The organism is Arthrobacter sp. NPDC055585, assembly GCF_053619115.1.
In genome coordinates, this window is record NZ_JBSHIT010000012.1 from 13,824 (window position 1) to 39,728 (window position 25,905).

20 protein-coding genes are annotated in these 25,905 nt (G+C 65.6%); 7 read left to right on the forward strand and 13 right to left on the reverse strand.

The window, feature by feature from the left end; all coding sequences use genetic code 11:
* Positions 1-3 precede the first annotated feature (3 nt).
* The 7 genes from ACWGQ2_RS17100 to dinB all read right to left on the reverse strand — a co-directional run bounded on the left by ACWGQ2_RS17100 (position 4) and on the right by dinB (position 7,865).
* Positions 4-1,602 (reverse strand): UDP-N-acetylmuramoyl-L-alanyl-D-glutamate--2,6-diaminopimelate ligase, encoded by a 1,599-nt coding sequence (locus tag ACWGQ2_RS17100; RefSeq protein WP_452019508.1) that lies wholly within the window; start codon positions 1,600-1,602, stop codon positions 4-6.
* A gap of 51 nt (positions 1,603-1,653) precedes the next feature.
* Entirely contained in the window at positions 1,654-3,447 is a 1,794-nt protein-coding gene (locus tag ACWGQ2_RS17105; protein WP_452019418.1) for a peptidoglycan D,D-transpeptidase FtsI family protein, read from the reverse strand.
* Positions 3,448-3,474: 27 nt separating this feature from the next.
* Positions 3,475-4,161 carry a hypothetical protein gene (locus tag ACWGQ2_RS17110; RefSeq protein ID WP_452019420.1) on the reverse strand — a complete coding sequence of 229 codons (687 nt, stop codon included), beginning with the start codon at positions 4,159-4,161 and terminating at the stop codon, positions 3,475-3,477.
* Positions 4,161-5,156 carry a 16S rRNA (cytosine(1402)-N(4))-methyltransferase RsmH gene (rsmH, locus tag ACWGQ2_RS17115; RefSeq protein WP_452019422.1) on the reverse strand — a complete coding sequence of 332 codons (996 nt, stop codon included), beginning with the start codon at positions 5,154-5,156 and terminating at the stop codon, positions 4,161-4,163. The genes ACWGQ2_RS17110 and rsmH overlap by 1 nt, the downstream gene beginning before the upstream one ends.
* 197 nt (positions 5,157-5,353) lie before the next feature.
* Complete coding sequence (gene mraZ / locus ACWGQ2_RS17120; RefSeq protein ID WP_325789954.1) at positions 5,354-5,785, reverse strand: division/cell wall cluster transcriptional repressor MraZ; 432 nt, start codon at positions 5,783-5,785, stop codon at positions 5,354-5,356.
* A gap of 285 nt (positions 5,786-6,070) precedes the next feature.
* Positions 6,071-6,451: a DUF3040 domain-containing protein gene (locus ACWGQ2_RS17125; RefSeq protein WP_452019424.1), complete on the reverse strand. Its 381-nt coding sequence runs from the start codon at positions 6,449-6,451 to the stop codon at positions 6,071-6,073.
* A 190-nt stretch (positions 6,452-6,641) separates the two neighbouring features.
* The gene (gene dinB / locus ACWGQ2_RS17130; protein WP_452019426.1) at positions 6,642-7,865 is read right to left on the reverse strand and encodes a DNA polymerase IV; all 1,224 of its coding nucleotides are present in this window, start codon (positions 7,863-7,865) and stop codon (positions 6,642-6,644) included.
* 73 nt (positions 7,866-7,938) lie between these two features.
* Here dinB and ACWGQ2_RS17135 point away from each other — a divergent pair, with 73 nt between their 5' ends.
* Together ACWGQ2_RS17135 and ACWGQ2_RS17140 are read left to right on the forward strand one after the other, a co-directional pair.
* A complete protein-coding gene (locus ACWGQ2_RS17135) occupies positions 7,939-8,463 on the forward strand; it encodes a hypothetical protein (RefSeq protein WP_452019428.1) in 525 nt (174 codons plus the stop codon).
* A gap of 8 nt (positions 8,464-8,471) precedes the next feature.
* The gene (locus ACWGQ2_RS17140; protein WP_452019430.1) at positions 8,472-9,608 is read left to right on the forward strand and encodes a polyprenyl synthetase family protein; all 1,137 of its coding nucleotides are present in this window, start codon (positions 8,472-8,474) and stop codon (positions 9,606-9,608) included.
* 7 nt (positions 9,609-9,615) lie between these two features.
* Here ACWGQ2_RS17140 and ACWGQ2_RS17145 read toward each other — a convergent pair whose 3' ends face one another.
* Positions 9,616-9,969 (reverse strand): Rv2175c family DNA-binding protein, encoded by a 354-nt coding sequence (locus tag ACWGQ2_RS17145; RefSeq protein WP_452019432.1) that lies wholly within the window; start codon positions 9,967-9,969, stop codon positions 9,616-9,618.
* Between the two features lie 224 nt (positions 9,970-10,193).
* Here ACWGQ2_RS17145 and ACWGQ2_RS17150 point away from each other — a divergent pair, with 224 nt between their 5' ends.
* Positions 10,194-11,537: a LysM peptidoglycan-binding domain-containing protein gene (locus tag ACWGQ2_RS17150; RefSeq protein ID WP_452019434.1), complete on the forward strand. Its 1,344-nt coding sequence runs from the start codon at positions 10,194-10,196 to the stop codon at positions 11,535-11,537.
* Between the two features lie 93 nt (positions 11,538-11,630).
* Positions 11,631-13,739 carry a Stk1 family PASTA domain-containing Ser/Thr kinase gene (gene pknB, locus ACWGQ2_RS17155; RefSeq protein ID WP_452019436.1) on the forward strand — a complete coding sequence of 703 codons (2,109 nt, stop codon included), beginning with the start codon at positions 11,631-11,633 and terminating at the stop codon, positions 13,737-13,739.
* Positions 13,740-13,808: 69 nt separating this feature from the next.
* Here pknB and ACWGQ2_RS17160 read toward each other — a convergent pair whose 3' ends face one another.
* Positions 13,809-15,197, reverse strand: a complete 1,389-nt coding sequence (locus tag ACWGQ2_RS17160) for a class II 3-deoxy-7-phosphoheptulonate synthase (protein ID WP_452019438.1) — start codon at positions 15,195-15,197, stop codon at positions 13,809-13,811.
* Between the two features lie 76 nt (positions 15,198-15,273).
* Positions 15,274-16,212, reverse strand: coding sequence for a lysophospholipid acyltransferase family protein (locus ACWGQ2_RS17165; protein ID WP_452019440.1), 939 nt, complete (start codon positions 16,210-16,212; stop codon positions 15,274-15,276).
* Positions 16,213-16,388: 176 nt separating this feature from the next.
* Here ACWGQ2_RS17165 and ACWGQ2_RS17170 point away from each other — a divergent pair, with 176 nt between their 5' ends.
* Together ACWGQ2_RS17170 and ACWGQ2_RS17175 are read left to right on the forward strand one after the other, a co-directional pair.
* A complete protein-coding gene (locus tag ACWGQ2_RS17170; RefSeq protein ID WP_452019442.1) occupies positions 16,389-17,153 on the forward strand; it encodes an alpha/beta hydrolase in 765 nt (254 codons plus the stop codon).
* Complete coding sequence (locus tag ACWGQ2_RS17175; RefSeq protein WP_452019444.1) at positions 17,150-17,686, forward strand: hypothetical protein; 537 nt, start codon at positions 17,150-17,152, stop codon at positions 17,684-17,686. Before ACWGQ2_RS17170 ends, ACWGQ2_RS17175 begins: the two co-directional genes overlap by 4 nt.
* A 13-nt stretch (positions 17,687-17,699) precedes the next feature.
* Here ACWGQ2_RS17175 and ACWGQ2_RS17180 read toward each other — a convergent pair whose 3' ends face one another.
* Positions 17,700-18,767, reverse strand: coding sequence for an ROK family glucokinase (locus ACWGQ2_RS17180; RefSeq protein WP_452019446.1), 1,068 nt, complete (start codon positions 18,765-18,767; stop codon positions 17,700-17,702).
* Positions 18,768-18,908: 141 nt separating this feature from the next.
* Between ACWGQ2_RS17180 and ACWGQ2_RS17185 the strand changes: the two genes are divergently transcribed.
* Positions 18,909-20,717: an AMP-dependent synthetase/ligase gene (locus tag ACWGQ2_RS17185; RefSeq protein ID WP_452019448.1), complete on the forward strand. Its 1,809-nt coding sequence runs from the start codon at positions 18,909-18,911 to the stop codon at positions 20,715-20,717.
* Positions 20,718-20,798: 81 nt separating this feature from the next.
* Here the strand turns inward: ACWGQ2_RS17185 and ACWGQ2_RS17190 are convergent, their stop codons facing one another.
* Both ACWGQ2_RS17190 and ACWGQ2_RS17195 read right to left on the reverse strand, forming a co-directional pair.
* A complete protein-coding gene (locus ACWGQ2_RS17190; protein WP_452019450.1) occupies positions 20,799-22,226 on the reverse strand; it encodes a mycothione reductase in 1,428 nt (475 codons plus the stop codon).
* Positions 22,227-22,278: 52 nt separating this feature from the next.
* The gene (locus tag ACWGQ2_RS17195) at positions 22,279-25,677 is read right to left on the reverse strand and encodes a pyruvate carboxylase (RefSeq protein WP_452019452.1); all 3,399 of its coding nucleotides are present in this window, start codon (positions 25,675-25,677) and stop codon (positions 22,279-22,281) included.
* Positions 25,678-25,905: the final 228 nt, after the last annotated feature.

Consider the following 25,905-nt stretch of genomic DNA (forward strand, 5'->3'; position numbering starts at 1 on the left):
GAATTAGGACTCTACCCCGTCGTAAGTAGGCACTGTGAATCCGGCCTTGGCCAGCGCAGCGCGAAGTTCAACCCGGTCATCGAGGGCCACGTTGACTCCCTTGACCTCCTGCCAGACCTCATGGCCCCGCCCTGCCACCAGGATGGTGTCTTCCGGGCGGGCGAGCTCGACGGCGCGGGCAATCGCTGCTGCCCGCGGCGCCACTTCAAGGACCAGCGGGCCCTCCGTGCCGGCGTCCGGGCCTTCAGCGGCACGGCGGGCGCCGCGGAGCACATCGGCTCGGATCGCGGCGTCGTCCTCGTCGTGCGGGTCATCGTCAGTGACGATCACAACATCGGCCAAACGGGCAGCGATCTCTCCCATCAGCGGCCGCTTCGTCGCATCCCGTTCCCCTGTGGCGCCGAAGACGACTATGACCCGTCCCTGCGGCCGGCGGACTGATTCAAGCGTGCGCTGGAGCGCATCCGGGTTGTGGGCAAAGTCAACAATGGCCGCCGGGGACTCACAGAGCAGCTGCATCCGGCCGGGGACTTCAACAGTGAAGGGATCGTGTTCGTCCAGGGCCTGCTGCACCCTGGCGGGATCGGCTCCTGATTCGAGCACCATGGCCAAAGCCAGGGCGGCATTGGAGATGTTGAAGGTTCCGGGCAGCCCGGTCCGCACCCGCAGCGCAGTACCCTGCGGCGGGTGGAGTTCAAAACTGTGCCCAAGGCCTTCGCGGCGTACCGCGCGGACCTGCCAGTCGGCGTCGTCCGCACCGCCGGCCGTGGCCAGCGTGGTGCCGCGGTCTCCGGCGACTTCCGCCATGCGGCGGCCCCAGTCGTCATCCACGGTGACGACGGCGCGGCGGCTGCGTCCGGCACGGAACAGATCTGCCTTCGCGGCGAAGTAGTCCTCCATGGACCCGTGGAGGTCAAGGTGGTCCTGGGTAAGGTTGGTGAACCCGGCGACGTCAAAGACGACGCCGTCCACGCGCCGGTAGGAGATGGCGTGCGAGGACACCTCCATGGCGGCCGCGTCCAGTCCACGCTCACGCATCAGGGCCAGCAGACCGTGCACCTGCGGCGATTCCGGCGTGGTCAGGACGCTGGGAATCGCCTCTCCGCCGGCCAGGATTTCGATCGTGCCGATCAAACCCGTGGTGCGGCCCAGCGCCTGCAGCAGGGAGGTAATGAAGTAGGTGGTGGTGGTCTTGCCGTTCGTGCCGGTGACGCCGAAAAGCACAGGGGCCGTGCCGTCCTGCGGCTGGCTGTTGAAGACGGCGGCCGCCAGCGGTCCCACCAGCCGGCGGATGTCCTCGGCAAGGAACACCGGCAGCCCGGTCCCGGGCAGCTGGGCCAGTCCCTCGGCGTCGGTCAGAATGGCAGCCGCTCCGGCGGCAGCCGCGTCAGAGGCGAACCCTGCCCCGTGGTGGCGCGCTCCGGGCAGGGCAAGGTAAAGGTCCCCGGGGAGTATCTGCCTGGAGTTAATGCTGACTCCGGTCAGCTCCGTATCCCACGCACCGCTGCCGGTTCCGGGCGCCGCCGTGATGGCCGGGGAACCCGGGGGAAGCGCCGCGGCTGCCGCCGCCAGGGTGACGGGACGCACCCGTTCCGGGCGCATGCTGCTTTGGGCGCGCTGATGGTTGCTATGTGGCACTGCACTGCTCCAGCTTTAGTACTCGATGGGGTACGTAACCGGCTCCCCTTCGGAGGGGGCTACGTTGTTGGTGGTCAGGACCTGTTCCATGACCTTCTGGAAGGTCTTTCCGGGCTCGATGTAGTAGAGGTCTCCCTTGGGCCGCTGAAGGGTCACCACAGCGACGTACTTGGGATCGTCCATGGGTGCAATACCAGCATAGGAGACGGTGTACCCGTCATATCCGCCGCTCGGGCTGGGGGCCTCCGCGGTACCGGTCTTTGAACCGACCCGGTATTTCTCCAGCGCCCCGGAGGCACCGGAGCCTTCCACCGTGGTGGTCTCCAGCATGTGCTGGACTTCAATGGCTGTCTTTTCCGAGACCACGCGTGTGCCCGGTTCCTGCTCCGCCGGATGTTCAGTGCCGTCGGCGTCAATGCGTGCGTCCACCAGGCGCGGCGGAAGCCGGACGCCGTCGTTGGCGATCGTCTGGTAGACCATGGCGGTGTGGAGTGCAGTCTGCGTCAGGCCCTGGCCGAACAGCACGGTGTACTGCTGGCGGGTGTCCCAGCTTTCCGGCGGGGCCAGCAGCCCCGAGGTTTCCCCGTTCAGGCCCGTGCCCAGCTCGGTGCCGATGCCGAATTTGCGCAGCCAGTCGTAGCGCTGCTGGGGCGACAACTGCTGCCCCACCATGACCGTGCCGGTGTTCATGGACTTCGCCAGCACGCCCGCTGCTGTCATCTGAACCGTGCCGTGTTCGAAGGCGTCCTTGAAGGTCTGCCCGTCAATCGAATAGGTGTTGTCGATCTGGAACTGCGACGTGGGGGTAATGATCCCCTCTTCGATCGCAGCGGCCATGGTGATGACCTTGGTGGTGGAGCCCGGCTCAAAAGAGTCCGTGACGGAGCGTGCCTTGCGGGACTCCGCTTCGGTGGCTCCTGGGTTGTTCGGGTCCACGGTGGTGGACTCGGCCATGGCCAGCACGTTGCCCGTCTCAACCTCAACGACGACGACGTTGCCCCAGTCTGCGTTGTAGTCCCGGACCTGGGAGGCAATGGTCTGCTGGGCGAACCACTGCAGGTCCTGGTCAATGGTCAGGCGGATGGAGTCCCCGTCCTGGACCGGGACGTCCTCGTTGGTGGCATAGGGGATGCGGATGCCGTCCCCGCCGATCTCGTAGGTCTTGCTGCCGGGCTCGCCGGCAAGGATGGAATCCTGGGTCAGTTCCAGCCCTTCCTGGGCGCCCTCGGTGCCCAGGAATCCGACGATCGAGCCGGCTACCGGGCCGGAGGGGTAGGTGCGCAGCGTGGTGCGGTCTGCGTAGACGCCCGGGAATTTCACGGCCAGGACCTTGTCACGGATCTCCGGGGTCACGGTCTTGGCTACGAAGTTGAAGCCCTTCTCCCCCAGGATGGACTGCCGCAGGGTCTGTGTGTCCTGGTCAAGGATCACCGAGAGTTCCTCGAGGGCAGCATCGAAGGTGACCGTTTCGAGGTCACCCCCGGCGCTGCGGCGCTGGTACTCCTCGTCGTCGTAGGCAGCTGAGAGCCGCTGGTCCACCACAATGTCGAAGCGCTCGACACTGCGCGCAAGGTAGTTTCCTTCGTTATCCAGGATGCCGCCGCGAAGGGCGGGAACACCAACGGTAACCAGCCGGTTGGCAACGGCGGCGTCCGCCATGCCTTCCGGGTCCACCGCCTGCACCTGGAACAGGCGAACACCGAGCACAGTCAGGAGAATCAGGACAAAGATCAGCCCTGCCCGGAGCCGGCCGGTGACGAGGGATACCCTGTGGTTCTCCTGTGCCGGAGCCTGTCCTGCTTTTGCCACAACGTGTCCTCGCCGGTGCTGGTTGGTTTACTGGCCGCTTCTCTGGCTGGGCGCCGGAATCGTGCCGCCGTTCAAGTCTGGTTCCGCTTCCGCCGGAGCCGGCGCCGGGGCCGGGTCCGCAGCGGCGGGTGCGTTGTCCTGCTGTTCAGCGGCCCGGGCGTTTTCAGCCGGTTCTTCAGCCGCAGGCTGTACCGGAGTTATCGGCCGGGTCAGCACCTGGGGCAGCTCCACCAGGGTTCCGGGACCGGTTCCTTCCTTCGCCGGTTCCGGATCGCCGGTCACGGCGAGGGTCTGCAGGTCGATCGTACCGAATGTCGGCGAGACCACCATGCCCAGTTCAGCGGCAGCACCGGCCAGCACCTGGGGTGCCTGGTTGTGCTCCACCTGCTGGGTGAGTGCCTCGTTCTTCTGGATCAGCTCGGTCCGCTGGTTCTGCAGCTGTACCAGCTGGTACTGGCCGCTGGAAACTGAAATATTCAGCATCAGGACGGCGGCCAGGCCTGCGGCAAGCACGGCAAAGCACAGCGCCGCCACGGGGACGCGGCGGCGGCGGGCAGCAGCGGGCACCAGGGCAAGAGGTGTCCGGCGGCGCGGAGCAGGCTGCTCCGGAGCTTCGTGCGGAAGTGCGCGTGCCAGGTTGCCCTGGACGGACTGCGCCCCGCGGGCAGCCTGGGCTGGAACCGCCGGGCGGCGCCGTCCCGATCGTTCAGTCATCAGCGTGCCCCGTCCATGGTTGCGCGAATCCGTTCGACTGCCCGCAGCTTGGCCGAAGCCGCACGCGGGTTTTCTGCTATCTCCGCCTCGGTAGGAACTTCCGTCCCCTTGGTCAGGCGCTTGAGCTGGGCTTTGTGTTCTTCAAGTTCCACCGGGAAGCCTTTGGGAGCCGAAGAACGCGAGCCGGCGGCAAAGATGTCCTTCACTATCCGGTCCTCAAGGCTGTGATAGGACATCACCACAATCCGGCCGCCGACGCCGAGGACGGACAGCGCGGCGGGAATGGCCCGTTCCAGGACATCCAGCTCCTCATTGACCTCGATGCGCAGGGCCTGGAAGGTCCGCTTGGCAGGGTGTCCGCCGGTTCGGGCCGCAGCAGCGGGCACCACTGCCCGAATCGCCTCAACCAGCTCGCCCGTGGTTTCGAAGGGTTTGCGCGCCCGGGTGGATACGATCGAGGACGCAATGCGTCCCGCGAATTTCTCTTCGCCCCAGCGGCGGATGATTGATACGAGTTCCGCTTCGTCGTAGGTATTGACGATTTCGGCGGCGGTGCGGCCGCGACTGGTGTCCATCCGCATGTCCAGCGGCGCATCGTAGGAGTAGGCGAAGCCGCGCTCACGCTCGTCAAGCTGCATGGAGGACACACCCAGGTCAAAGAGCGCGCCGTCAATGGAGTCGAAACCGAGGTCGTCGACCACGTCGGCTATTTCGTCGTAGACGGCATGCACCAGGTCGGTGCGGTCCTGGAAGGCTGCGAGCCTCTCCCCTGCCAGCGCCAGCGCCTGGGTGTCACGGTCAATGCCAATGACGTGCAGCTTCGGGAAGCGCTCCAGCATGGCCTCCGTGTGGCCGCCCATTCCGAGGGTGGCGTCCACTACGACTGCTGTCCGCCCGGCTGCCTCCGCCGCTTCGATTGCCGGAGCGAGCAGATTGATGCAGCGGTCCCGCAGTACGGGCACATGGCGGTCCTGCGTGGGACGTTCTTCGCTCATTGGTCTCTCCTTCCGCTGCTTGTCCGGTGCAGCGGGTTCTTGGACCAGATCCCCATCCGCGCCTCACGGTACGCCTGGCTCCGGGGAAGGTGAGCCAGGTGAAGTCCATGGGGCGGCTGGAGATCTCGTTCAAGATCCCGCCGGCGTTCCGGGTTCGAATTTTCCTGCCTGGTGCTTTACTGCGTGCTGTGCAACGGCTAGAAGATGCCGGGCATCGTGTCTTCGTCGGTTTCCGAAAACGCGTTTTCCTGTTCTTCCAGGTATTCCTGCCATGCCGTGGCGTCCCAGATCTCCGCCCGGGTGCCCGCGCCAATAACGGCGAGTTCACGTCCGAGCCCGGCATACGAGCGCAGTGCCGGCGGAATGGTGACGCGGCCCTGCTTGTCTGGAACTTCGTCAGAGGCTCCGGACAGAAAAACCCGAATGTAGTCACGGGCCTGGCGTGAAGACAGTGGGGCCTGCCTCATCTGCTCGTGGACTTTCTCGAATTCCTTCTGGCTGAAGACGTAGATGCAGCGTTCCTGGCCCCGGGTCAGAACCAGCCCGTCGGCCAGCTCGTCACGGAACTTGGCGGGAAGAATGAGCCTGCCCTTTTCATCAAGGCGCGGTGAGTGAGTTCCGAGGAACATCGCCCACCACCTGTCAGATTCGGGAGTTACACCCCTCCTGCACCGCCCTACCCTCTTACGCCCCCCACTTTACTCCACTTCCCTCCACAGTCAACGCAATTCGATAACGTTTTCCGGCGCGTCGCACCCTTCCTTCCCAACAACTGCGCGGGAGGGGGCAGGTGGGACCGCGGTGGAGGGAAAACCGGCCCCGGTGCACGGTTAAACGAAGAAAGACCCGCCGAAGCGGGTCTTTCTGCACTTTCCTCCCCGCCCTGGCGGGGAGGAAAGTGGAGCCTGGGGGCGCTAAGGCTGGTCCCTCTTGCGCTCATCCCATTTGTTTTCGAGGTTGGACATAAAACCGCGCGGCGCAGCTGCACGTTCTTTCCGGCCGGCGGGAACCCGCGCTTCCGCCTGTTTTCCCTTGGTGGTGGCGTAGTACATTCCGGCGCCCATCACCATAAAGCCCAGGATGCCCACCAGAATATTCAGCGGGCTGTCCAGCGTTATGCCCAGGATCAGAACGGCTATTCCGGCAACTGCCACGAGCGCGCCCAGCACGATACGCCTGGTAGACATGCCACGGCCCGAGGAGGACGCCATGGAATTGGCGAATTTCGGGTCCTCAGCGTGTAATTGCTGCTCCAGCTGATCAAGCAAGCGCTGCTCGTGTTCTGAGAGTGCCATTACTGTCTCCTTGCGGTCCAAATGTGCCCTGTAAACCAAGCAACGAACCCGGCGTAGTGGTTGTTCCCGGTTGATCCGGGCTGTTCACACGGTGGTGTCGACGCTGATCTGCACTTAACCTCAAGGATAGATTGCAAACGGGTCCGGGGAAAGCCACAGCCCGGAGCCATTGAACGCTCTCAGGGAAAGCTCAGCCTGGCTCGTCCTGCTGCCTGTTCTTCTCCCGTCCAAGCAGCCGGGCCGGCATGATGCCCGACTCCCCGAACCTCCGGTTGATCCGGTCCAGCGCATCCTCGGCGGAGCGCCAGTTGTCATCCCTGCCGTCCAGGGTCAGCTGCTGCGCGGCGCCGTCTGCCGTTTCGAGGTTTTCGGCACGCAGGCCGATCAGGCGGACGCTCATGGGACGCCTGCCCAGCCCCGCCAGCAGGCCGCGGACGGCTTCGTAGAGCAGCTGTGCGCTGTCCACCGGCTCCCTGAGGGTGCGCGAGCGGGTGAGCGTGGAGAAATCCGCATATCGCAGCTTCAGCGAGACCGACCTGCTCTGCAGTCCTGCCGCGCGCATTCTGGCCGCCGTGCGGTGCGCCAGCCGGAGCAGCTCGGTCTCCAGGACCTCGTCCTCATCCACGTCCCGGGCAAAGGTTTCTTCCGCACCTATGCTCTTTTCCTCACGGACCGGGGTAACGGCACGGGGGTCGCGCCCCCAGGAAAGGTCGTAAACGTGCCGGCCGGTGGCGCCGAGGAGCCTCTGCAGCACCGCCGGGGGTGTGTGCGCGACGTCGGAGACTGTGTTAATGCCGACTCTCGCCAGGGCTTCACGCGTTTTGGCTCCGACGCCCCAGAGCGCTGAGACGTCAAGGGCATGCAGGAAGGAAATGGTCTCGTCCCGGGGAACCAGGAGCAGTCCGTTCGGCTTGGACCTGGTGGAGGCAATCTTGGCGACGAACTTGGTGGAGGCAATTCCGACGCTGGCGGTAATCCCCAGCTCCTGTGAGACACGGCTGCGAATCAGTTCAGCGATCCTGCGGGGAGGCCCCAGGCGCCGCATGGAACCGGCAATGTCCAGGAATGCCTCATCAACGCTGAGCGGCTCTACGAGCGGCGTGATGGATTCGAAGATGGCCATAATCCGGGCGGAAACCTGCCGGTAGATATTCTGGTGCGGTTCCAGGATCTGTGCCTGCGGACACAGCCGGCGGGCAGTCACCATGGGCATCGCAGACCGGACGCCGAACTTCCGCGCCTCGTAGGAGGCGGAGAGAACCACGGACCTGCCGCCGAGTCCTCCCACGATTACCGGTTTGCCGGCAAGGTCCGGCCGGCGGAGCAGTTCCACGGCGACGTAAAAAGCATCCATGTCCACGTGCATGATGGTGCAGTCCCGGTTTTCACCCGCTGCCTCCGTTGCTGTACCCACGTCCTCATACTAAGCAGGCCCGCGGACACCCGGGCGCTCCCCTAGACTGGAAACAGGCCCTGACCCTTCGTCGATGCGGATTCCCATGAAGAAAATCCTTGCCCTTGCCTGCAGCGCAGCTGTTCTGGCAGCCGTCGCCGGATGCAGTTCCACGGACTCTTCCCCGTCTGCTTCGCCCTCCTCCAGCACCGCAGGTTCTGCCTCTCCCTCAGCTGCCCGGACGAGCGCGTCGGCCAGCCCGTCGCCGTCGTCGGCCATCGCCGAGGGATTCCCCGAAGCCCTCGTGCCGGTCTTCGCCGGATCCGAGCCCACCGCCTCGAGCTTCGAAGACGACGGCCAGCTGCTGACGGCGTCGTTGACTGCCTCATCCTCCGCCTCGCCGGAGGAGATCCTCGCTTTCTACACGACCCACTTTGAAAGCCTTGGCTTCACTGCCCTGGAAGGCGATGCCGTGGATGCCACGCCGGCCAAGGACTTCGCCCGCACCACCGGTTCCGAGACGGAGACCGCAAACGTCTCCGTTACTACCCGGAACGGCAGCTCAATCTATACAGTCGGGGCAAACGTTCTCCCCGGCACCGCAGAGACCGCCGGATAGGAACGCTGATGAGCCAGGCACCCGCTACCCCCGGGGCAAACAAGGAGACCGGCAAGTCCACCGCGTCTGCGGCCGATGAACAGGCCGCCTACCGGTCGGCACTGTCCGCTGACCTTGAGCAGTTCCTTGGCAGCCAGCGCGAGGTCCTGGAAGAAGTCTCGGCTGAATCCGTTCCCCTGCTGGGCGCGGTCCATTCCCTGGCCAAGGGAGGAAAACGGCTCCGGGCGCTGCTGAACTACTGGGGCTGGCGGGGTGCCGGAGGCGAGGTTCTCGGGGAGGCAGCCGTCCGCTCGGGACTGGCACTGGAACTGTTCCAGAGCGCAGCACTGATCCACGATGACATCATTGACCGCTCCGACACCCGGCGCGGTGCCCCCAGCGTGCACCGGCATTTCAGCAACCGGCATGCGGAGGCCCAATGGTTCCTGGACGGCAGCCACTTCGGGTCTTCCGCGGCGATTCTGGCCGGCGACCTCTGCCTGGCGCTCAGCGAGGAAGCGTTTACCTCCGTGGGCGAACGCGCCGCGTACAACACCCGGGCGAGGGCGGTATTCAACCGCATGCGGACAGAGGTCATGGCCGGCCAGTACCTGGACATCCTGGAAGAAGTGGTTGGTCCGGGCCACGAACCTGACCGGGCAGTGCTGCGGGCGCGGAACATCCTGCGCTTCAAGTCGGCCAAATACAGCATCGAGCACCCGCTGGCCATCGGCGGCGCACTGGCCGGGGCCGATGAGGAGCTCCTTGCGGCCTACTCGGCCTTTTCGCTGCCGCTGGGCGAGGCATTCCAGCTGCGCGACGACGTGCTGGGCGTGTTCGGGGACCCGGAGATTACCGGCAAACCGGCCGGCGATGACCTGCGCGAAGGAAAGCGAACGGTGCTCATTGCCTACGCGCTGAGCGCCGGATCTGCTGCTCTCCGGAAGGAGATCACAGACAATCTCGGCAGGCCTGACCTGGACGATGACGCGGTGGCGTCGCTGCGGAACGCAATTGAAGAAAGCGGGGCCCTGGCCACAACCGAGGCCCTCATTGCCGAGCACACCGAGCAGGCCTTTGACACCCTGGCCGCACTGGCGGTGGATGAGCAGACCCGCTCGGCGCTCGAGTCACTGGCCCATGCGGCCGTGACACGTACTGCTTAGGGCACTGTTACCAGGCCAGCGCCTGGGCGCGCCGGCGGATTTCCGTCTTGCGGCCTTCCTTCAGCGCGTCCACCGGGCGGCCGGGCAGGGTCTCATCAGCGGTGAACAGCCAGCGCAGCATTTCCTCATCAGAGAAACCTGCGTCCGTGAGGACCGAGATGGTCCCTTTCAGGCTGTCCAGGATGGCGCCGTCGTTAATAAAGACCGCGGGGATGCTGCGGATTTTGCGCTCTCCGAGCCGTACTGCCAGCAGCGCGCGTTCTTCCAGCAGGCTGTGCACCTTGCTGATTGTTACATCTAGTTGTTCAGCCACGTCGGGCAGGGTCAGCCAGTCGGAAACCAGTTCCTCGAGTTCATTCACGTTCCCAAGATTGCCACGGCTGCGGCAATCCGGGCCAGTCGGTGCCCTTTTCGCCCCTCCAATAAGCGTCAGATGTTCCCGATCGGGTATCGCCATCGGCCATTTCTCGTGTAAATTCGCATTAGTCACATTAATCACTTGTGTAACACCCGTTTCACTACTTGTTTTTTGTCCCACTGACTGCGGCAGGAGCCGCACCGCCAACAGATGAGGAAACAACCCGTATGACCGTGCAGCCCACTGTCAGGCCGCGTTCCGCAGCCACCGGCATGCCCCGCAAACTGAGCGTCGCTGTCACGACGGCGGCGATTCCGGCTGTCATGATGTCCTCTCTGGCCCTCGCCGAGCCCGCTCAGGCAACAGTGCCGCAGACTCCGGCCAAGGCACTGTTCCCCCAGCTTCCGCTGCAGGCCATGAAGAACCTCAACGGCGCCGTCATCCCCGCATCGCAGCTTGCAGCCCAGATCCCGGCGACCGTCGCAGCAGAGTCCGCGGTTCCCGCGACGCACCGCATTGTTCCCGGCGACACCGTCAGCTCAATCGCTGCCCGTTACGGCCTGGACCTGAACGAGGTGCTGCGGATCAACAACCTCACGCCCGCCTCGGTGATCTACGCCGGCAAGGAGCTCAAGCTCACCGGCGGCGCCAAGGCCCCGGCGGCGCAGGCACCTGCAGCCGGCACCTACACCGTGAAGCCGGGAGACACCCTCAGCGCAATCGCGGCCAAGCACGGGGTCAGCCTGTCCTCCGTGCTCGAGGCAAACGAGCTGAGCATGTCATCCGTGATCTACCCGGGCGAGAAGCTCACCCTGGGCAGCAGCTCCGGCGTGACGACGGCGTCTTCCGCTCCGGCTCCCGCAGCTCCGGCCGCTCCGCAGACCGGAACTTACACCGTTGTACCCGGCGACACCCTGGGCTCCATCGCTGCCCGCCACGGAGTGAGCCTGCAATCCGTGCTGGAGGCCAACAACCTCAGCATGAGCTCCGTCATTCGCCCGGGACAGAACCTCTCCCTTGGGGGTTCCTCGACGATCACCACTGCGTCCTCGACTCCCGCTGCGCCGGCTGCTGCTGCACCGACGGACCTGGTTCCCAGCACGTTCCTGCACTACACCTACCCGCAGCACGTTGTTGCAGACGCCAACCTGAACAAGCAGACCCTGAACTCAATGGCAGTTCCGACGCGGGCGCAGATGCAGCAGCTGGTTGCCGAAACTGCCGCCGCCATGGGCGTTGATCCGGCACTGGCCCAGGCCTTCGCGCTGCAGGAGTCCGGCTTTGACCAGCGCGCTGTCTCCCCCGCCAACGCGATCGGCACCATGCAGGTTATTCCGTCCTCCGGCGAGTGGGCGTCTGATCTGGTGGGCCGGGAGCTCAACCTGCTGGACCCGCATGACAACGTGACCGCCGGCGTGGCCATCATCCGTGCACTGGTGCGCACCAGCCCGAGCCTCGAGGTGGCAATTGCCTCCTACTACCAGGGCCAGTACTCCGTGACCACACAGGGCATGTACCCGGACACCGAGGCCTATGTGGCCTCGGTCCTGGCCCACCGCGCAGGCTTCTAGCCCGCATCCAGGCAACTGAGAACGGGAGGCGGATCGGGTGTCGATCCGCCTCCCTCCTGTTTCCGCTTATAGGATCAAAGGGTGCATGAGCCCGTGACTGACCCACTTCTGGAGACCCTGGTAGACAACCGCTACCTGGTGCGTTCCCGCATTGCCCGCGGCGGAATGTCCACGGTCTACCTGGCCACAGACACCCGTTTGGACCGCGACGTTGCCCTGAAGGTGCTCTATCCGCACCTGGCAGCAGACCGCGGATTCCTGGACCGGTTCGAGCGTGAAGCGAAATCCGCTGCCCGGCTCTCCCACCCGCACGTCGTTGGGGTCCTGGACCAGGGTGTCACCGAATCCCTGTCCTACCTGGTGATGGAATACGTTCCCGGGCGGACGCTGCGCGACGTCCTGAACGAACGCCACCGGCTCACCCCGCGCCTGGCGCTGGCCATGATGGACGCGGTGGTGGACGGCCTGGCTGCCGCCCACGAGGCCGGGCTGGTGCACCGCGACGTCAAACCCGAGAACGTGCTGCTGGCCAGCAGCGGCGCCATCAAGATCGCGGACTTCGGCCTGGCGCGGGCGGTGACCACCAGCACCAACACCGGAACCCTGGTGGGAACGGTGGCCTATCTGGCCCCTGAGCTCGTCACCGGAGCCGGAGCCGATGCCCGCAGCGACATCTATTCGGCCGGCATCATGCTCTACGAAATGCTCACCGGATCCCAGCCGTTTACCGGCGAGGTTCCCATCCAGGTGGCCTTCGCCCATGTGCATTCCTCGGTGCCGGCCCCCTCCGCGGCCTGCCCCGGCCTTTCCGAGGACCTTGATGAGCTGGTTCTCTGGTGTACCTCCCAGGATCCCGAAGGCCGTCCCGTGGACGGCCGGGCGCTCCTGGGGGAACTGCGGCACATCCGCACGTCCCTCACTGATGAACAGCTGGACTTCCACGCCCCCGGCGCGCTGCCACCTGCCCAGCCGGGGCACGGAGAACGGACCACTGTGATTCCGCCTCCGCCTTCCGGAGCCACCGAGGTGATCAGGCGCGCGGAGCCCAACGCGACTGAAGTCCTGGCCCGGACCCAGAATCCAACAACCGTGATGGGACGGGCGCAGAACCCGCCGGCCTACGCGCCCGGCGCCCATTCAGACGACGAAGCCTACGACGACGCCGATCCCGGTGAGCCGGGCGGGGACGACGGAGACTATCCGGAGCTTTCCGGACGGGCAGGCCGCCGCCAGGCGCGGCGGGACTTCAAGGCGAACCAGAAAGAGGCAAGCCGGGCTGCGCAGCGCCCGGAGGTCTCCCTGCGCTCCGGCCGCCCCCGCCGCCGCGGGGTCCTGCTGGCGCTCCTGCTCACCGTACTCATCGCCGCCGCAGCCTTCGCCGGCTGGTTCTTCGGCGCCGGCCCCGGGGCTCTGGTGTCCATCCCCGAGGTCAGCAACACCTCAGTGGATGCAGCGGGGGGACGGCTGAGCGAAGAGGGGCTGCGCTACACCACTAACGAGGTATATGACGAGGTGGTTGCCGCAGGGCTGGTGGTGGGAACCGATCCTGCGGCCGCACAGCAGGTCCGGCGGTTTCAGCCGGTGACCCTGCTGGTCTCCCGCGGACCGGAACTGTTCAGCGTTCCGAACGTGATCCAGCGGCCCCTGAAGGACGCTGAGGAGAAAATCTCCGACGCCGGACTCGCCACAGGTGCCGTAACCGAGGAATTCAGCGAAGACGTTCCCGCCGGCCAGGTGATTGCGCAGGTTCCGGCGGCCGACACCGACCTGCGCCGGGGCGCTCCCGTGGACCTGCAAGTCTCCAAGGGTCCTGCCCCTGTGGAGGTACCCGCGGTGGCGGGAAAGACGGAGCAGGAAGCCGTGCGGCTGATTGAAGAGGCCGGGCTCGTTGCCACAGTGTCCCCTGAACGCGTGAACAGCACAGAGGTAGCCAAGGGGTCCGTTGCCGCACAGAATCCCGCGTCCGGCCTGCTGGAACGCGGCGGAACGGTTACCCTGACCATCTCCGACGGCCCGCGCATGGTCCAGGTGCCCAGCTACGTGGGCAAGCAGGCCGATACCGCTCGGCAGGAGCTGGAGAAGCTCGGATTCAGGGTTGAGGTCAATGAAATCCTCGGCGGGTTCTTCGGTACCGTCCGGGCGCAGGATCCTACTGACGGGACGGCACCCGAAGGATCCGTCATTACGCTGACCGTGGTCTAGGGGCGCTCACCGCACAGAACAAAAACAGCGCTGCGGGCCGGGAGTCCGGCACGCAGCGCTGTTCGTGGATCAGTTCTTTTCGGCGAGGGCACCCGCCACCAGGAACGCCATCTCCAGGGACTGCATGTGGTTCAGCCGCGGATCGCAGACGGACTCGTAGCCTTCCACAAATGCTTCCTGGTCCACCGGATCGGCTCCGCCCAGGCACTCGGAGACGTCGTCGCCGGTCATTTCAACGTGCAGGCCGCCGGGGAACGTTCCCAGCTCATTGTGGACTTCGAAGAAGCCGCGCACCTCGTCCATGACGTCGTCGAAATTGCGGGTCTTGTAGCCGTTGGGCGATGTGACGGTGTTCCCGTGCATCGGGTCCGTCACCCACAGGACCTGCGCACCGGAGGCTGTTACCTTCTCCACCAGCGTGGGCAGCTTCTCGCGGATGTTCGCTGCGCCCATTCGGGTGATGAACGTCAGGCGGCCCGGCTCGCGGTTCGGGTCCAGCTTCTCGATCAGGGCCAGGGCGTCCTCTGCAGTGCTGTTGGGCCCCAGCTTCACGCCGATCGGGTTCCGGACACGGGACAGGAAGTCCACATGCGCTGAATCGAGGTCCCGGGTCCGCTCACCGATCCAGAGGAAGTGGGCAGAGGTGTCGTACGGCTTGCCGGTACGCGAATCGATGCGGGTCAGGGCGCGCTCGTAATCCAGCAGCAGGGCCTCGTGGCTGGCAAAGAACTCAACACGCTTGAGCGCTTCGAAGTCTGCTCCGCAGACGTCCATAAAGCGCACGGCACGGTCGATGTCCCGGGCGAGGGACTCGTAGCGTGAATGCGCCGGGTTGGCTGTGAAACCGCGGTTCCAGTGGTGGACCAGGCGCAGGTCGGCAAAGCCTCCCTGGGTGAAGGCACGAATGAGGTTCAGCGTCGAAGCCGAGGTGTGGTACGCCCGGACCATGCGTGCCGGATCATGCCGGCGGGACTCCGCGGTGAAGTCGAAGCCGTTGACCATGTCCCCGCGGTAGGCCGGAAGCGTAACGCCGTTCCGCGTCTCGTCATTGGAGGAACGGGGCTTCGCAAACTGGCCGGCCATACGGCCCATTTTGATCACCGGAAGCGAAGCGCCATAGGTCAGCACTACGGACATCTGCAGGATGGTGCGGACGCGGGCACTGATCTTGTCTGCAGTCGCGGCCTCGAAGGTTTCCGCGCAGTCTCCGCCCTGCAGCAGGAAGGCCTTTCCCTGGGCAGCCTGGGCCAGGCGCTCACGCAGGATGTCGACTTCCCCGGCGAACACCAGCGGCGGAACCATGGACAGCTCCGCCACGGCGGCGGCATAGCCCGGATCCTCGTGCCAGGTGGGCTGCTGGGAAATCGGCAGGGACCGCCAATCATCCAGTCCGGGATAGACGGCGGCTCCGGAGGACGGCGGGAAACTGGGATCTAGGTCAGCAGGTTTTTGGGTCACGCCTTAACCCTACTTCCCGGGGCCCGCAAGCTGCGATCCAATGTGTCCCGTTACGCAGTGTGCATCCGGCCATACCTCAGGCGCCGCGCTGCGTCTCCTGCGCTCCGCCGGCAGTGGCGTCATCCCCGGAGCGGGGTTCCGGCCCGGCCGGGTCCTTCGTTGCTGCGGTGTTGTTCTGCACTGCCGGGTCCGGAGCGCCGATAACGGTTACCTCTCCGGGTTCCTTGGTGCTGCTGCGCTTTCCGGATCCGGGACCAACTCCGGGTTCCGGAGTGCCGGCATGCGGCGCCCGGACGGCGGCGCTGCGCGCTTCTGCCGTCTTGGAGGCCTTACGGGCTGCGGCCATCTTGTCCTTGACGGTACTGGCGTAGACGTCCACGTACTCCTGGCCGGAGAGCCGCATAAGTTCATACATGATCTCGTCGGTCACCGAGCGCTGCACAAAGCGGTCGTTTTCCATACCGGCGTAGCGGGAAAAATCCAGGGGTTCACCAACAATGATCCCGATGCGGCGGATGTTGGGAATCCTGCGTCCAATCGGCTGGACCTTGTCCGTGCCGATCATCGCTACCGGAATAACGGGGACGCCGGTCTGCAGCGCCATCTTGGCAACGCCGGTTTTGCCGCGGTACAGCCGTCCGTCCGGGCTGCGGGTTCCTTCCGGATAAATGCCCAGCAGGTTGCCGCTTTCAAGCACCTTCACTCCGGCACGCAGTGCGGCCTCGGAGGCAGCGCCGCCGGAGCGGTCAATAGGCAGCTGGTTGGTCATGCGGAAAAAGGCAGCGGTGAGCTTGCCTTTGATTCCACGGCCGGTAAAGTACTCCGACTTCGCCAGGAAGCTCACCGGCCGCGGCACGGCGAGCGGCAGGAAGATCGAGTCTGAGAAGGAGAGATGGTTGCTGACGAGAATCGCCGGCCCCGTGGCGGGAACGTTGTCCATGCCCTTGACCCACGGCCTGAACAGGAGGTTCACCACCGGTCCGATGAAAATCGTCTTCATCACCCAATAGAACACGCGGCCAGCTCTCCCGTCCGGACAAGACATTTCAAGACAAACAGGGAACCCGTTTGGCTCCCCTTACTACTACTGTAAGCGCCGCAGCGGCAGCGTAGAATTTCCGCCCCGGCTGACACAGCAGACTTTGTTTCCTGCGGGGTGGAAAATTGCCCGCCTAATGCAACCATAGAGTCATGACTTCCCCTGGGGGCCCGGCACCGTTTTCAAGCGCCGGCGACGGCCCAAACGCATCGACCGGCGTACTGCTCAGCCATGGGTTTACCGGTTCCACCGTGAGCATGCTGGGCTGGGCACGGTATCTGGCCGGTGCCGGGTATGCCGTGAGCCTGCCGCTGCTTCCCGGACACGGCACCACCTGGCAGGAACTGGCCCGGACACCATGGCAGCGCTGGTACCAGGGGTACGAGGACGCGTACACCGAGCTCGCTGCCAGAACCGAGAACGTGGTGGCGGCCGGTCTCTCAATGGGCGGGGCGCTGGCCCTGCGCCTGGCCGCACGGCAGCCGGTGGCGGGAGTCGCCGTCGTTAATCCGGGCCTGACGGTTGCGGATCCGCGGGCACGCTACGCTCACCTGCTCAAGTACGTTATGCCCTCGGTTCCGGCGATCGGGAACAGCATCAGGCTGCCCGGGCAGGACGAAGGGGCCTACGCGCGCACCCCCGTGGGGGCCGTGGCGCAGCTGCTCAAGCTTTTCAAGGACACTGCGGAGCATCTGCCCCGGGTAAACTCGCCCGTCATCGCCTTCCGCTCCACCGTGGACCCGGTGGTTCCCGAATCCAGCATGGATCTGCTCCGCAAGCTGGTAGGCAGCACCGATTTGGAGGTGGTCCCGCTGACAAACAGCTACCACGTGGCCACCATGGACCATGACGCACAACTGATCTTTGACCGTTCCCACGAGTTCATCCAACGGGTGAGTGCAGGTGCCACAGCATGAGTGACCGCGAACCGGACCGCAACGAATCCACTGACGAGGCCACCTGGCTTGACCTGGTGGCGCGGCTACAGGAAACCCCGGAGACCGATCCCCGGCAGCAGCCTCCGGCTCCGAAGGATGAAGGCAGCCAGGCGCCGCACACCGCACCGGGCCCGGGCATCCCCCCGGCAGCAGGGCCGCTCTCCGCTGCGGACCGCACACGCGCCATTTTCGAGAACCAGCCGCTGCACCGCGGCCAGCGACCTCCCGCGGAACCGGGGCCCCGGGACTACAGTCCCGAAGAGGACGAGTCAGACGGGTCCTTCATACCCGAAGAACCGCCGCCGCTGGGCAGCGGTGAGCCGCTGGTTATCCTCGCCTGGCTGGGCGCAGCAGGAGGCCCGCTGCTGCTGCTCCTGTTTGCCATGCTCTGGCGCGGTGCTCCGATGCCGGTGGTACTGGGGATCGTGGCCATTTTCGTCACCTGTGCCGGTTACCTGCTTTTCCGCCTCCCCCAGTCCAGGGATGAGGGCGACGACGGCGCTGCGGTCTAACCGCAGCGCAGCATCACCGCCGGGCAGCCACCCGGGAAAGATCCGCGGCTCCGATCAGCCCCGCAGCCGGTCCCAGCGCTGCCTTTTCGATCCGGGCTTCCGGCCGGAATCCGCGGCCGGTGAGATTGCGGGCATAGGCACGGCGGGCCGGTTCCAGCAGCAGCTCCCCGGCGTCGCTGAGTCCGCCGCCAATGACGAACATCCCCGGATCCAGCGCTGCAGCCAGATTGGAAAGCCCCAGTCCCAGCCATTCGCCAACCTCGCCGACCAGTTCAATGGCGGTGCGGTCCCCTTCCAGGGCCAGCCGGGTAACTACGGCCCCGGTGATATCCGGAATGTTTCCCTGGACGCTCCGCAGGATCTCCTGTGCCACCGGCGAGTTGGCCGCCGCAAGTTCCCGGGCCTCGCGGCCCAGCGCATTGCCGGAGGCGTACTGTTCCCAGCAGCCGCGGTTGCCGCACTCGCAGCGCTGGCCCAGCGGCATGATGATCTGGTGCCCGAACTCGCCGGCCACGCCAAAGCGCCCGCGTTCCAGCCGTCCATCCATGATCATGGCGCCGCCGATTCCGGTGCCCAGGGTGATGCAGACAAGCCTGCTCTCTCCCCTGCCCGCGCCGAAGCGCCATTCCGCCCAGGCCGCGCCGTCGGCGTCGTTCGCCAGGTACACCCGGCGGCGCAGCAGCCGTTCAAGGTTCTCCTGCAGCGGTTCGTTGCGCCAGGCCAGATGCGGACTGAACAGCACCGTGCTGCCGGCAAGGTCCATCCACCCCGCAGCGCCAATGCCCACGGACCAGACGTGCTTGTGGGCGGAAAGCTCGCGCACCAGTTCAACAATGACGTTCTCAACTTCGCGCGGATCCTGGCCGGGAGTGGACCGTCGCAGGACTTCCAGCACCCGACCGCTGGCATCTACCAGCCCGGCCGCCACCTTTGTCCCGCCGATGTCGATTCCGATGGCCAGGCCACGCCTGCGCATTGGAGACGAAAGCCTGACGGGCCGCCGCGGACGCAGCGGATCGGGTCGGCGCGGCCACCGCGCAGCAGGCGGAAGGGGGACGGGAGCTGGGTTTGGGGAACGCATCAAAGACCCATTCTAGGCAAAGGGCAACCCCCCGGACACGCAAGAGTTATGCGTTCGAAAGTTACCCGCCAGTATAAAATGTGATCTAGGTTATAGGCTAAGGGGCAACCCGCCGTCCAAACAGATATCAAAGGAGCTATCGTGCGCGAATACAGCGTTCCAGTCCTGGTGGAATCCGCACCGGAGACGAACACTACGGACCTGCTTCTGGAACAGGCAGCCAAGCCTTCCAATCCGGCCCTCTTCGCCGTGCGCTCAACCGGTGATACCTGGCAGAACATCTCCGCGACCGAGTTCCTGGCCGACGTCACACGCATTGCCAAGGGACTGATTGCCAGCGGAATCGGACAGGGGGACCGCGTGGGCATCATGGCCCGCACCCGCTACGAGTGGACGCTGGTGGACTTCGCCATCTGGTTCGCCGGAGCTGTGTCAGTGCCGGTATACGAGACCTCCTCCCCGGCCCAGGTCGCGTGGATCCTGGGTGATTCTGAGGCTGTGGGCATCGTGGTCGAGGCGGCCCGCCATGAAAACGTGGTGCGCCAGGCCGGGGCGGACGAGGACCTCTCCGCAGTGAAGAACGTCTGGCAGATGGACGGCGGCGGACTGGACCAGCTCCGGAAGGCCGGAGCATCCGTGTCCGATGAAGAGCTCGAAGCCCGCCGCTCCTCAGCGAACCTGGCCGACACGGCAACGATCATCTACACCTCCGGCACCACCGGAAAGCCCAAGGGCTGCGAGCTGACCCACGGCAACTTCGTCAACCTTTCCCGCAACTCCACGGCAGCGCTGCCCGAGGTTGCCAAGGAGGGTGCCCAGACCATCATGTTCCTGCCGCTGGCACACGTCTTCGCCCGGTTCATCTCGGTTCTGGCCGTTGCCGCCGGCTCCACCGTTGCTCACACCCCGGATGTGAAGAATCTCCTCCCGGACCTGCAAAGCTACAAGCCCACCTTCCTGCTGGTGGTCCCCCGCGTCTTTGAGAAGGTCTACAACTCCTCGATGCTGAAGGCTGAGGACGGCGGTAAGGGCAAGATCTTCCACGCCGGCGCCAAGACCGCCATCGAATACTCCAAGGCCAAGGAAACGGGCAAGATCCCCGTGGGACTGAAGCTGCGCCACGCCCTGTTCGACAAGCTGCTCTACTCCAAGATCCGCACCGCCATGGGCGGACGGGTCCAGTACGCGATTTCCGGCGGCGCCCCGCTGGGCGACCGGCTGGGACACTTCTTCGACGGGATCGGCGTCATGGTCCTGGAAGGCTACGGCCTGACCGAGACCACTGCACCGATCAGCGTGAACACGCCCCAGCTGATCAAGATCGGCACCGTCGGCGCACCGCTGCCGGGCAACGCGGTCAAGATCGCGGACGACGGCGAAATCCTCACCAAGGGCATCAGCGTGATGAAGGGCTACTTCAAGCGCCCGGACCTGACCGAGGAGAACTTCGCCGACGGCTGGTTCCGCACCGGCGACATCGGGCAGCTGGACTCCGACGGCTTCCTGAAGATCACCGGCCGCAAGAAGGAGATCATCGTCACCGCCAGCGGCAAGAACGTCATCCCGGCCATGCTGGAGGACTCCATCCGTGCGGATGCGATCGTCTCCCAGTGCGTCGTCGTAGGCGACCAGCGTCCGTTCATCTCGGCGCTGATCACCATTGATGAAGAGGCGCTTCCCGGCTGGCTGGAACGCCACGGCATGCCCGCGACCACCACAGTGGCCGAGGCCGCCGCGTCCCAGCAGCTTCAGGACGAGCTGCAGGCGCTGGTGGACCGCGCCAACAAGGCCGTGTCCCAGGCTGAGGCCATCAAGGTCTTCCGAGTGGTCACCACAGACTTCACCGAATCCAGCGGCCACCTCACCCCGTCCCTGAAGATCAAGCGGGCCCAGGTGCTCAAGGACTTCTCCGACGTGGTCGAGGAAATCTATACCGGACAGCGGGTCTAGCCGGTACTGCAGGCACCACACCCAAAGGCGGGAGCCCCGGAGAATCCTCCGGGGCTCCCGCCTTTTACTCTGCCGCCGGACCTAGGGGCGCAGGGCGGTGCCCTGCGGCGCGGTGCCCAGGGACAGCAGCGCGTTCTCCACAACCTCGGTGAGTGCCGGATGGATCCAGTACTGGCCCCGTGCCATGGTGTTGGCATCGAGTCCGAAGGCCATCGCCTGAATCAGCGGCTGAATCAGCATGGATGCTTCATGGCCCATGATGTGCGCACCGAGCAGCCGGCCGGTGGCGTTGTCAGCGAGGAGCTTCACAAAACCGGTGCTGTCCTCCATGGCCCAGCCGTACGCCGTCGAGCCGTATTCCTGCACCGCCATGGCAATTTCGATGCCGTTGGCCAGGGCGTAGTCGCGAGCCTGGGCTTCGGTGAGTCCCACGGAGGCGATCTGCGGGTGGCTGAACACCGCGGAGGGCACAAACCGGTGGGAGGAAGTCTGAAGGTCATCGGGGTGCACCAGGTTGTGCGCCACGGTGCGTGCTTCAAGGTTGGCCACGTGCTTGAGCTGGTCGGCGCCGCTCACGTCGCCCAGTGCCCACAGTCCCGGAACGGGCTTTCCGCCGCTGAGCACCCGCTGGTATTCATCCACTACCAGGCGGCCGTCAGGTTCAACGTCCAGGCCCGCGGCTGCGGGGTCCAACCGGTCCGTGTTCGGAACGCGTCCGGTGGCTACCAGGACAAGGTCGACGTCGAGCTCCGCGGTTCCGTCCGGCCCCGCCAGGACGGCGCGCACAGACCCGTCAGTGTTCTCCGCCAGGGACTGCACCTGCGTGTTCAGGCGGACGTCCCACTGCTCCGATGCCGCAGCGGTGAAGCGTTCGGAGACGGTTTCGTCCTGTGCCCGCAGCAGGGCCCCGGAGCGCACGGCCATGGTCACCTTGGAACCGAAGGCGGAGAACACAAAGCCGAACTCTGCGGCGATATACCCGCCGCCCAGGATCAGGACCCGGCCGGGAAGGTCATCCACCCGCATGACGGTGTCCGAGGTGTGCACCTGCGGCAGGTCGATGCCGGGGATGACCGGCAGCACCGGGCGGGAACCTGCAGCGACCACAATCTGGTCAGCGGTGATCTCCTGGCCGGAGGCGGTCTCAAGGCGGTGCGGGGAGGTGAAACGGACGTATTCACTGTAGAGCGTTACGTTCTCCAGTTCCTCGGCCCGGTAGCGCCGCCCGCCTTCGGAGATGGCGTCAATCCGGCCGAAGATCCTGTCCCGGATTTCGCGCCAGCGGACTTTCTCCACCCGCTGGTCCACTCCAAGCCGTCCGGCCTCGGCCGCCGAGGCTGCCAGCTGGGCCGGATAGACGAACATCTTTGTGGGGATACAGCCGACGTTCAGGCAGGTCCCTCCGAAGGTGCCGCCGTCAATAACGGCCACCTTGCGGTTGTCCCAATCGGGGGTAATCAGGGAATTGCCGGAGCCGGAGCCGATGATGGCGAGATCGTAGTGAGTCACTCTGCCAGTCTATCGGCGCCGGCTCCGGCGTATTCAGTTCCTGTGCGGTGGCTTACGCCTGCTCGATGACCACCAGCAGGTCCCCGCCGTCCACCTGCTGCACACCGCTGACGGCCAGGCGCTTGACCGTGCCGGCCACCGGCGCGGTGATGGACGCTTCCATCTTCATGGCCTCGATCGTGGCCACCGTTTCTCCGGCACCGACCTGCGCGCCTTCCTCTACGGTGACTGTGACGGCGCCGGCAAAGGGAGCAGCAACGTGTCCGGGCTGGGCCGGATCGGCGCGTTCAGCAACCTTGGCATCGGTGGTGACGCTGCGGTCGCGCACCATGACCGGACGCATCTGTCCGTTCAGGGTGGTCATGACGGTGCGCATGCCCTTTTCATCCGGCTCCGAGACGGCTTCCAGGGTGGCGATCAGCCGGACGCCCTTTTCGAGTTCCACCACGTGCTCCACGCCCGGGCGCAAACCGAAGAGGTAGTCGCGGGTGTCCAGGACGGAGAGGTCGCCGTAGGTTTCCCGGGTGGTGGCGAACTCGCGGGCGGGGCCGGCGAAGAGCAGCCGGTTCAGCGTCTCGCGTCGGGTGGCTGAGTCCCCGCGCAGGCCCTGCTGGTCCACCTCGGTCAGATCCACGTGGCGGGGTTTGGGCTTGCGGCCCTGCAGTGCCTTGGTGCGGAAGGGCTCCGGCCAGCCGCCGGGGGGATCTCCCAGTTCACCGCTGAGGAACCCGATCACGGAATCCGGGATGTCGTAATTCTGCGGGTTCTCTTCGAAGTCATCCGGTGCAACGTTGCTGCCGACGAGCTGCAGGGCAAGGTCCCCAACCACCTTGGAGGACGGCGTGACCTTAACCAGGCGGCCCAGCATGCGGTCCGCCGCGGTGTACATGTCCTCGATCGCTTCGAAGCGCTCCCCCAGGCCCAGCGCGATCGCCTGCTGGCGCAGGTTGGAAAGCTGCCCGCCGGGAATTTCGTGCCGGTAGACTCGCCCGGTGGGACCGGCAAGCCCGGACTCGAACGGAGCGTAGACCCGGCGGACGGCTTCCCAGTACGGTTCGAGCGAGCTGACGGCGGCCAGGTCCAGGCCGGTGTCCCGCTCCGTGTGGGCAAGTGCTGCCACCAGTGACGACGCCGAGGGCTGGCTGGTGGTGCCGGCCAGGGTTGCGCTGGCAACGTCCACTGCGTCCACGCCTGCTTCTGCGGCGGCGAGCAGCGTTGCCAGCTGGCCGCCTGCGGTGTCATGGGTGTGCAGGTGGACCGGCAGGTCAAAGCGCTCGCGCAGCGCGGCAACCAGCTTGGCGGCTGCGGCGGGACGGAGCAGGCCTGCCATGTCCTTGATGGCCAGGATGTGCGCCCCGGCGTCGACCATCTTCTGGGCGAGGTCCAGGTAGTAGTCCAGGGTGTAGAGCTTCTCCTGCGGATCGAGCATGTCAGCCGTGTAGCAGAGTGCCACTTCGGCGACGGCTGTTCCGGTGCGGCGGACCGCTTCGATGGCCGGGGCCATCTGGCTGACGTCGTTCAGGGCGTCGAAGATACGGAAGATATCGACACCGGCGGCCGCTGCCTCCTCAACGAACGCGTCAGTAACCTCGGTGGGGTACGGCGTGTAGCCAACCGTGTTACGTCCGCGGAGCAGCATCTGGATGCAGATGTTGGGCAGCGCCTGGCGCAGCGCGTCCAGGCGCTCCCAGGGGTCCTCGCCGAGGAAGCGGAGTGCGACGTCGTACGTGGCACCGCCCCAGGCCTCAACGGAAAGCAGTTCTGGTGTCAGGGCAGCCACGGCGGGAGCAGCGCCGACCAGGTCCCGGGTTCGGACGCGGGTCGCGAGCAGGGACTGGTGGGCGTCGCGGAAGGTGGTGTCCGTGACGGCCAGCGCCTGCTGGGCCCGAAGCTCGGCGGCGAACTTTTCGGGGCCGAGTTCCTGGAGCCGCTGGCGGGATCCGGGCCTGGGCTCGGGAAGGTCAGTGGGCAGCTTCTCCCGCGGATCGATGTGCGCCGGCAGGTCACCGTTTGGCTTGTGGACAGTCACGTCCGCCAGCCAGTTCAGCAGCTTGGTGCCGCGGTCAGCCGGTCCGCGGGCGCTCAGCAGTTCCGGACGCTCCTCGATGAAGGACGTCGCGACGTCGCCGGCCACGAAGTCGGGATCCTCCAGGACGGCCTGCAGGAAGGAGATGTTGCTGGAAACACCGCGGATGCGGAACTCGGCCAGTGCGCGCCGGGCACGGTTGACGGCGGCAGGGTAGTTCCGGCCGCGGCAAGTGAGCTTGACCAGCATCGAGTCGAAGTGGGGGCTGATGTCCGCGCCGGCGTAGACGGTGCCGCCGTCCAGGCGCACGCCTGCGCCGCCGGCGGAGCGGTAGGCACTGATCTTTCCGACGTCGGGACGGAAGCCGTTGGCTGGATCCTCGGTGGTGATGCGGCACTGAAGGGCGGCTCCGCGGATCTGCAGTTCGTCCTGCACCAGTCCCAGGTCCGCCAGGTTCTCGCCTGCGGCGATGCGCATCTGCGACTGGACCAGGTCAACGTCGGTGATCTCTTCGGTGACGGTGTGCTCCACCTGGATACGCGGGTTCATTTCGATGAAGACGTGCTGTCCGGCGCGCTCACCGATGGTGTCCACCAGGAACTCCACCGTTCCCGCGTTGACGTAGTTCAGGGACTTCGCGAAGGTCACGGCGTCGCGGTAAAGCGCCTGGCGGATGTTCTCATCCAGGTTCGGCGCCGGAGCGATTTCGATGACCTTCTGGTGCCGGCGCTGCAGGGAGCAGTCACGCTCGAAGAGGTGGATGACGTTGCCCTCGTTGTCAGCGAGGATCTGCACCTCAATGTGGCGCGGCCGCAGGACGGCCTGCTCCAGGAAGACCGTCGGATCACCAAAGGCTGAATCCGCTTCGCGCATGGCGGCCTGCAGCGCTTCAGGCAGGTCACGGGCGGTGTCCACCCGCCGCATACCGCGCCCGCCGCCGCCTGCGACGGCCTTGACGAAAATGGGGAAGCCGATTTCCTCGGCTTCTGCCAGCAGTTCATCGGCGTCGGCGCTGGGTGCCGTTGAGCGCAGTACGGGGATGCCGGCCTCCCGGGCGGCGTTCAGCGCGTGGACCTTGTGTCCGGCCAGTTCCAGGATGTCCGCGTCCGGGCCGATGAAGGTGATCCCGGCTTCCTTGGCCGCGCGTGCCAGCTGGGGGTTCTCGGAAAGGAACCCGTAGCCGGGGTAGATCGCGTCGCAGCCGGCTTCCCTGGCTACGCGGATGATCTCATCCACATCCAGGTAGGCGCGGACCGGGTGCCCTTCGCTTCCGATCAGGTAAGCCTCATCAGCCTTCTGCCGGTGGATGGAGTTGCGGTCCTCATGCGGGAACACGGCGACTGTCTTGGCGCCGAGTTCGTAGGCCGCGCGGAAGGCACGGATGGCAATTTCGCCACGGTTGGCTACCAGGATCTTCGAGAACATTGCACTCCTGCGTCGTTGCGGTGGTGGAACGGACCGTTGGGCTAGCTTTTAGTCTCGGCACGGCCTGCACAAACGGCAAGCATGCGTAAGACACATCACATCGAACATAGTTCAGTGCACGGCGCCAATGTGCAAACTCCCACTTGCCGGGACTGTCGGGTTGCGTCACATAGAATGATTACGGTTCCCTGGCACGGACCCGGCGCCCGTGATCCCTCGACACGTTAG

Bases quoted from the DNA above. Each gene is read 5' to 3' on its own strand.
- ACWGQ2_RS17140 (WP_452019430.1), top strand. From the start codon at position 8,472: ATGAGCCAGGCACCCGCTACCCCCGGGGCAAACAAGGAGACCGGCAAG.
- ACWGQ2_RS17125 (WP_452019424.1), bottom strand. From the start codon at position 6,451: ATGGCACTCTCAGAACACGAGCAGCGCTTGCTTGATCAGCTGGAGCAG.
- ACWGQ2_RS17150 (WP_452019434.1), top strand. From the start codon at position 10,194: ATGACCGTGCAGCCCACTGTCAGGCCGCGTTCCGCAGCCACCGGCATG.
- ACWGQ2_RS17100 (WP_452019508.1), bottom strand. From the start codon at position 1,602: ATGCGCCCGGAACGGGTGCGTCCCGTCACCCTGGCGGCGGCAGCCGCG.
- ACWGQ2_RS17180 (WP_452019446.1), bottom strand. From the start codon at position 18,767: ATGCGTTCCCCAAACCCAGCTCCCGTCCCCCTTCCGCCTGCTGCGCGG.
- ACWGQ2_RS17110 (WP_452019420.1), bottom strand. From the start codon at position 4,161: ATGACTGAACGATCGGGACGGCGCCGCCCGGCGGTTCCAGCCCAGGCT.
- ACWGQ2_RS17135 (WP_452019428.1), top strand. From the start codon at position 7,939: ATGCGGATTCCCATGAAGAAAATCCTTGCCCTTGCCTGCAGCGCAGCT.
- ACWGQ2_RS17170 (WP_452019442.1), top strand. From the start codon at position 16,389: ATGACTTCCCCTGGGGGCCCGGCACCGTTTTCAAGCGCCGGCGACGGC.
- ACWGQ2_RS17175 (WP_452019444.1), top strand. From the start codon at position 17,150: ATGAGTGACCGCGAACCGGACCGCAACGAATCCACTGACGAGGCCACC.
- ACWGQ2_RS17195 (WP_452019452.1), bottom strand. From the start codon at position 25,677: ATGTTCTCGAAGATCCTGGTAGCCAACCGTGGCGAAATTGCCATCCGT.
- rsmH (WP_452019422.1), bottom strand. From the start codon at position 5,156: ATGAGCGAAGAACGTCCCACGCAGGACCGCCATGTGCCCGTACTGCGG.
- mraZ (WP_325789954.1), bottom strand. From the start codon at position 5,785: ATGTTCCTCGGAACTCACTCACCGCGCCTTGATGAAAAGGGCAGGCTC.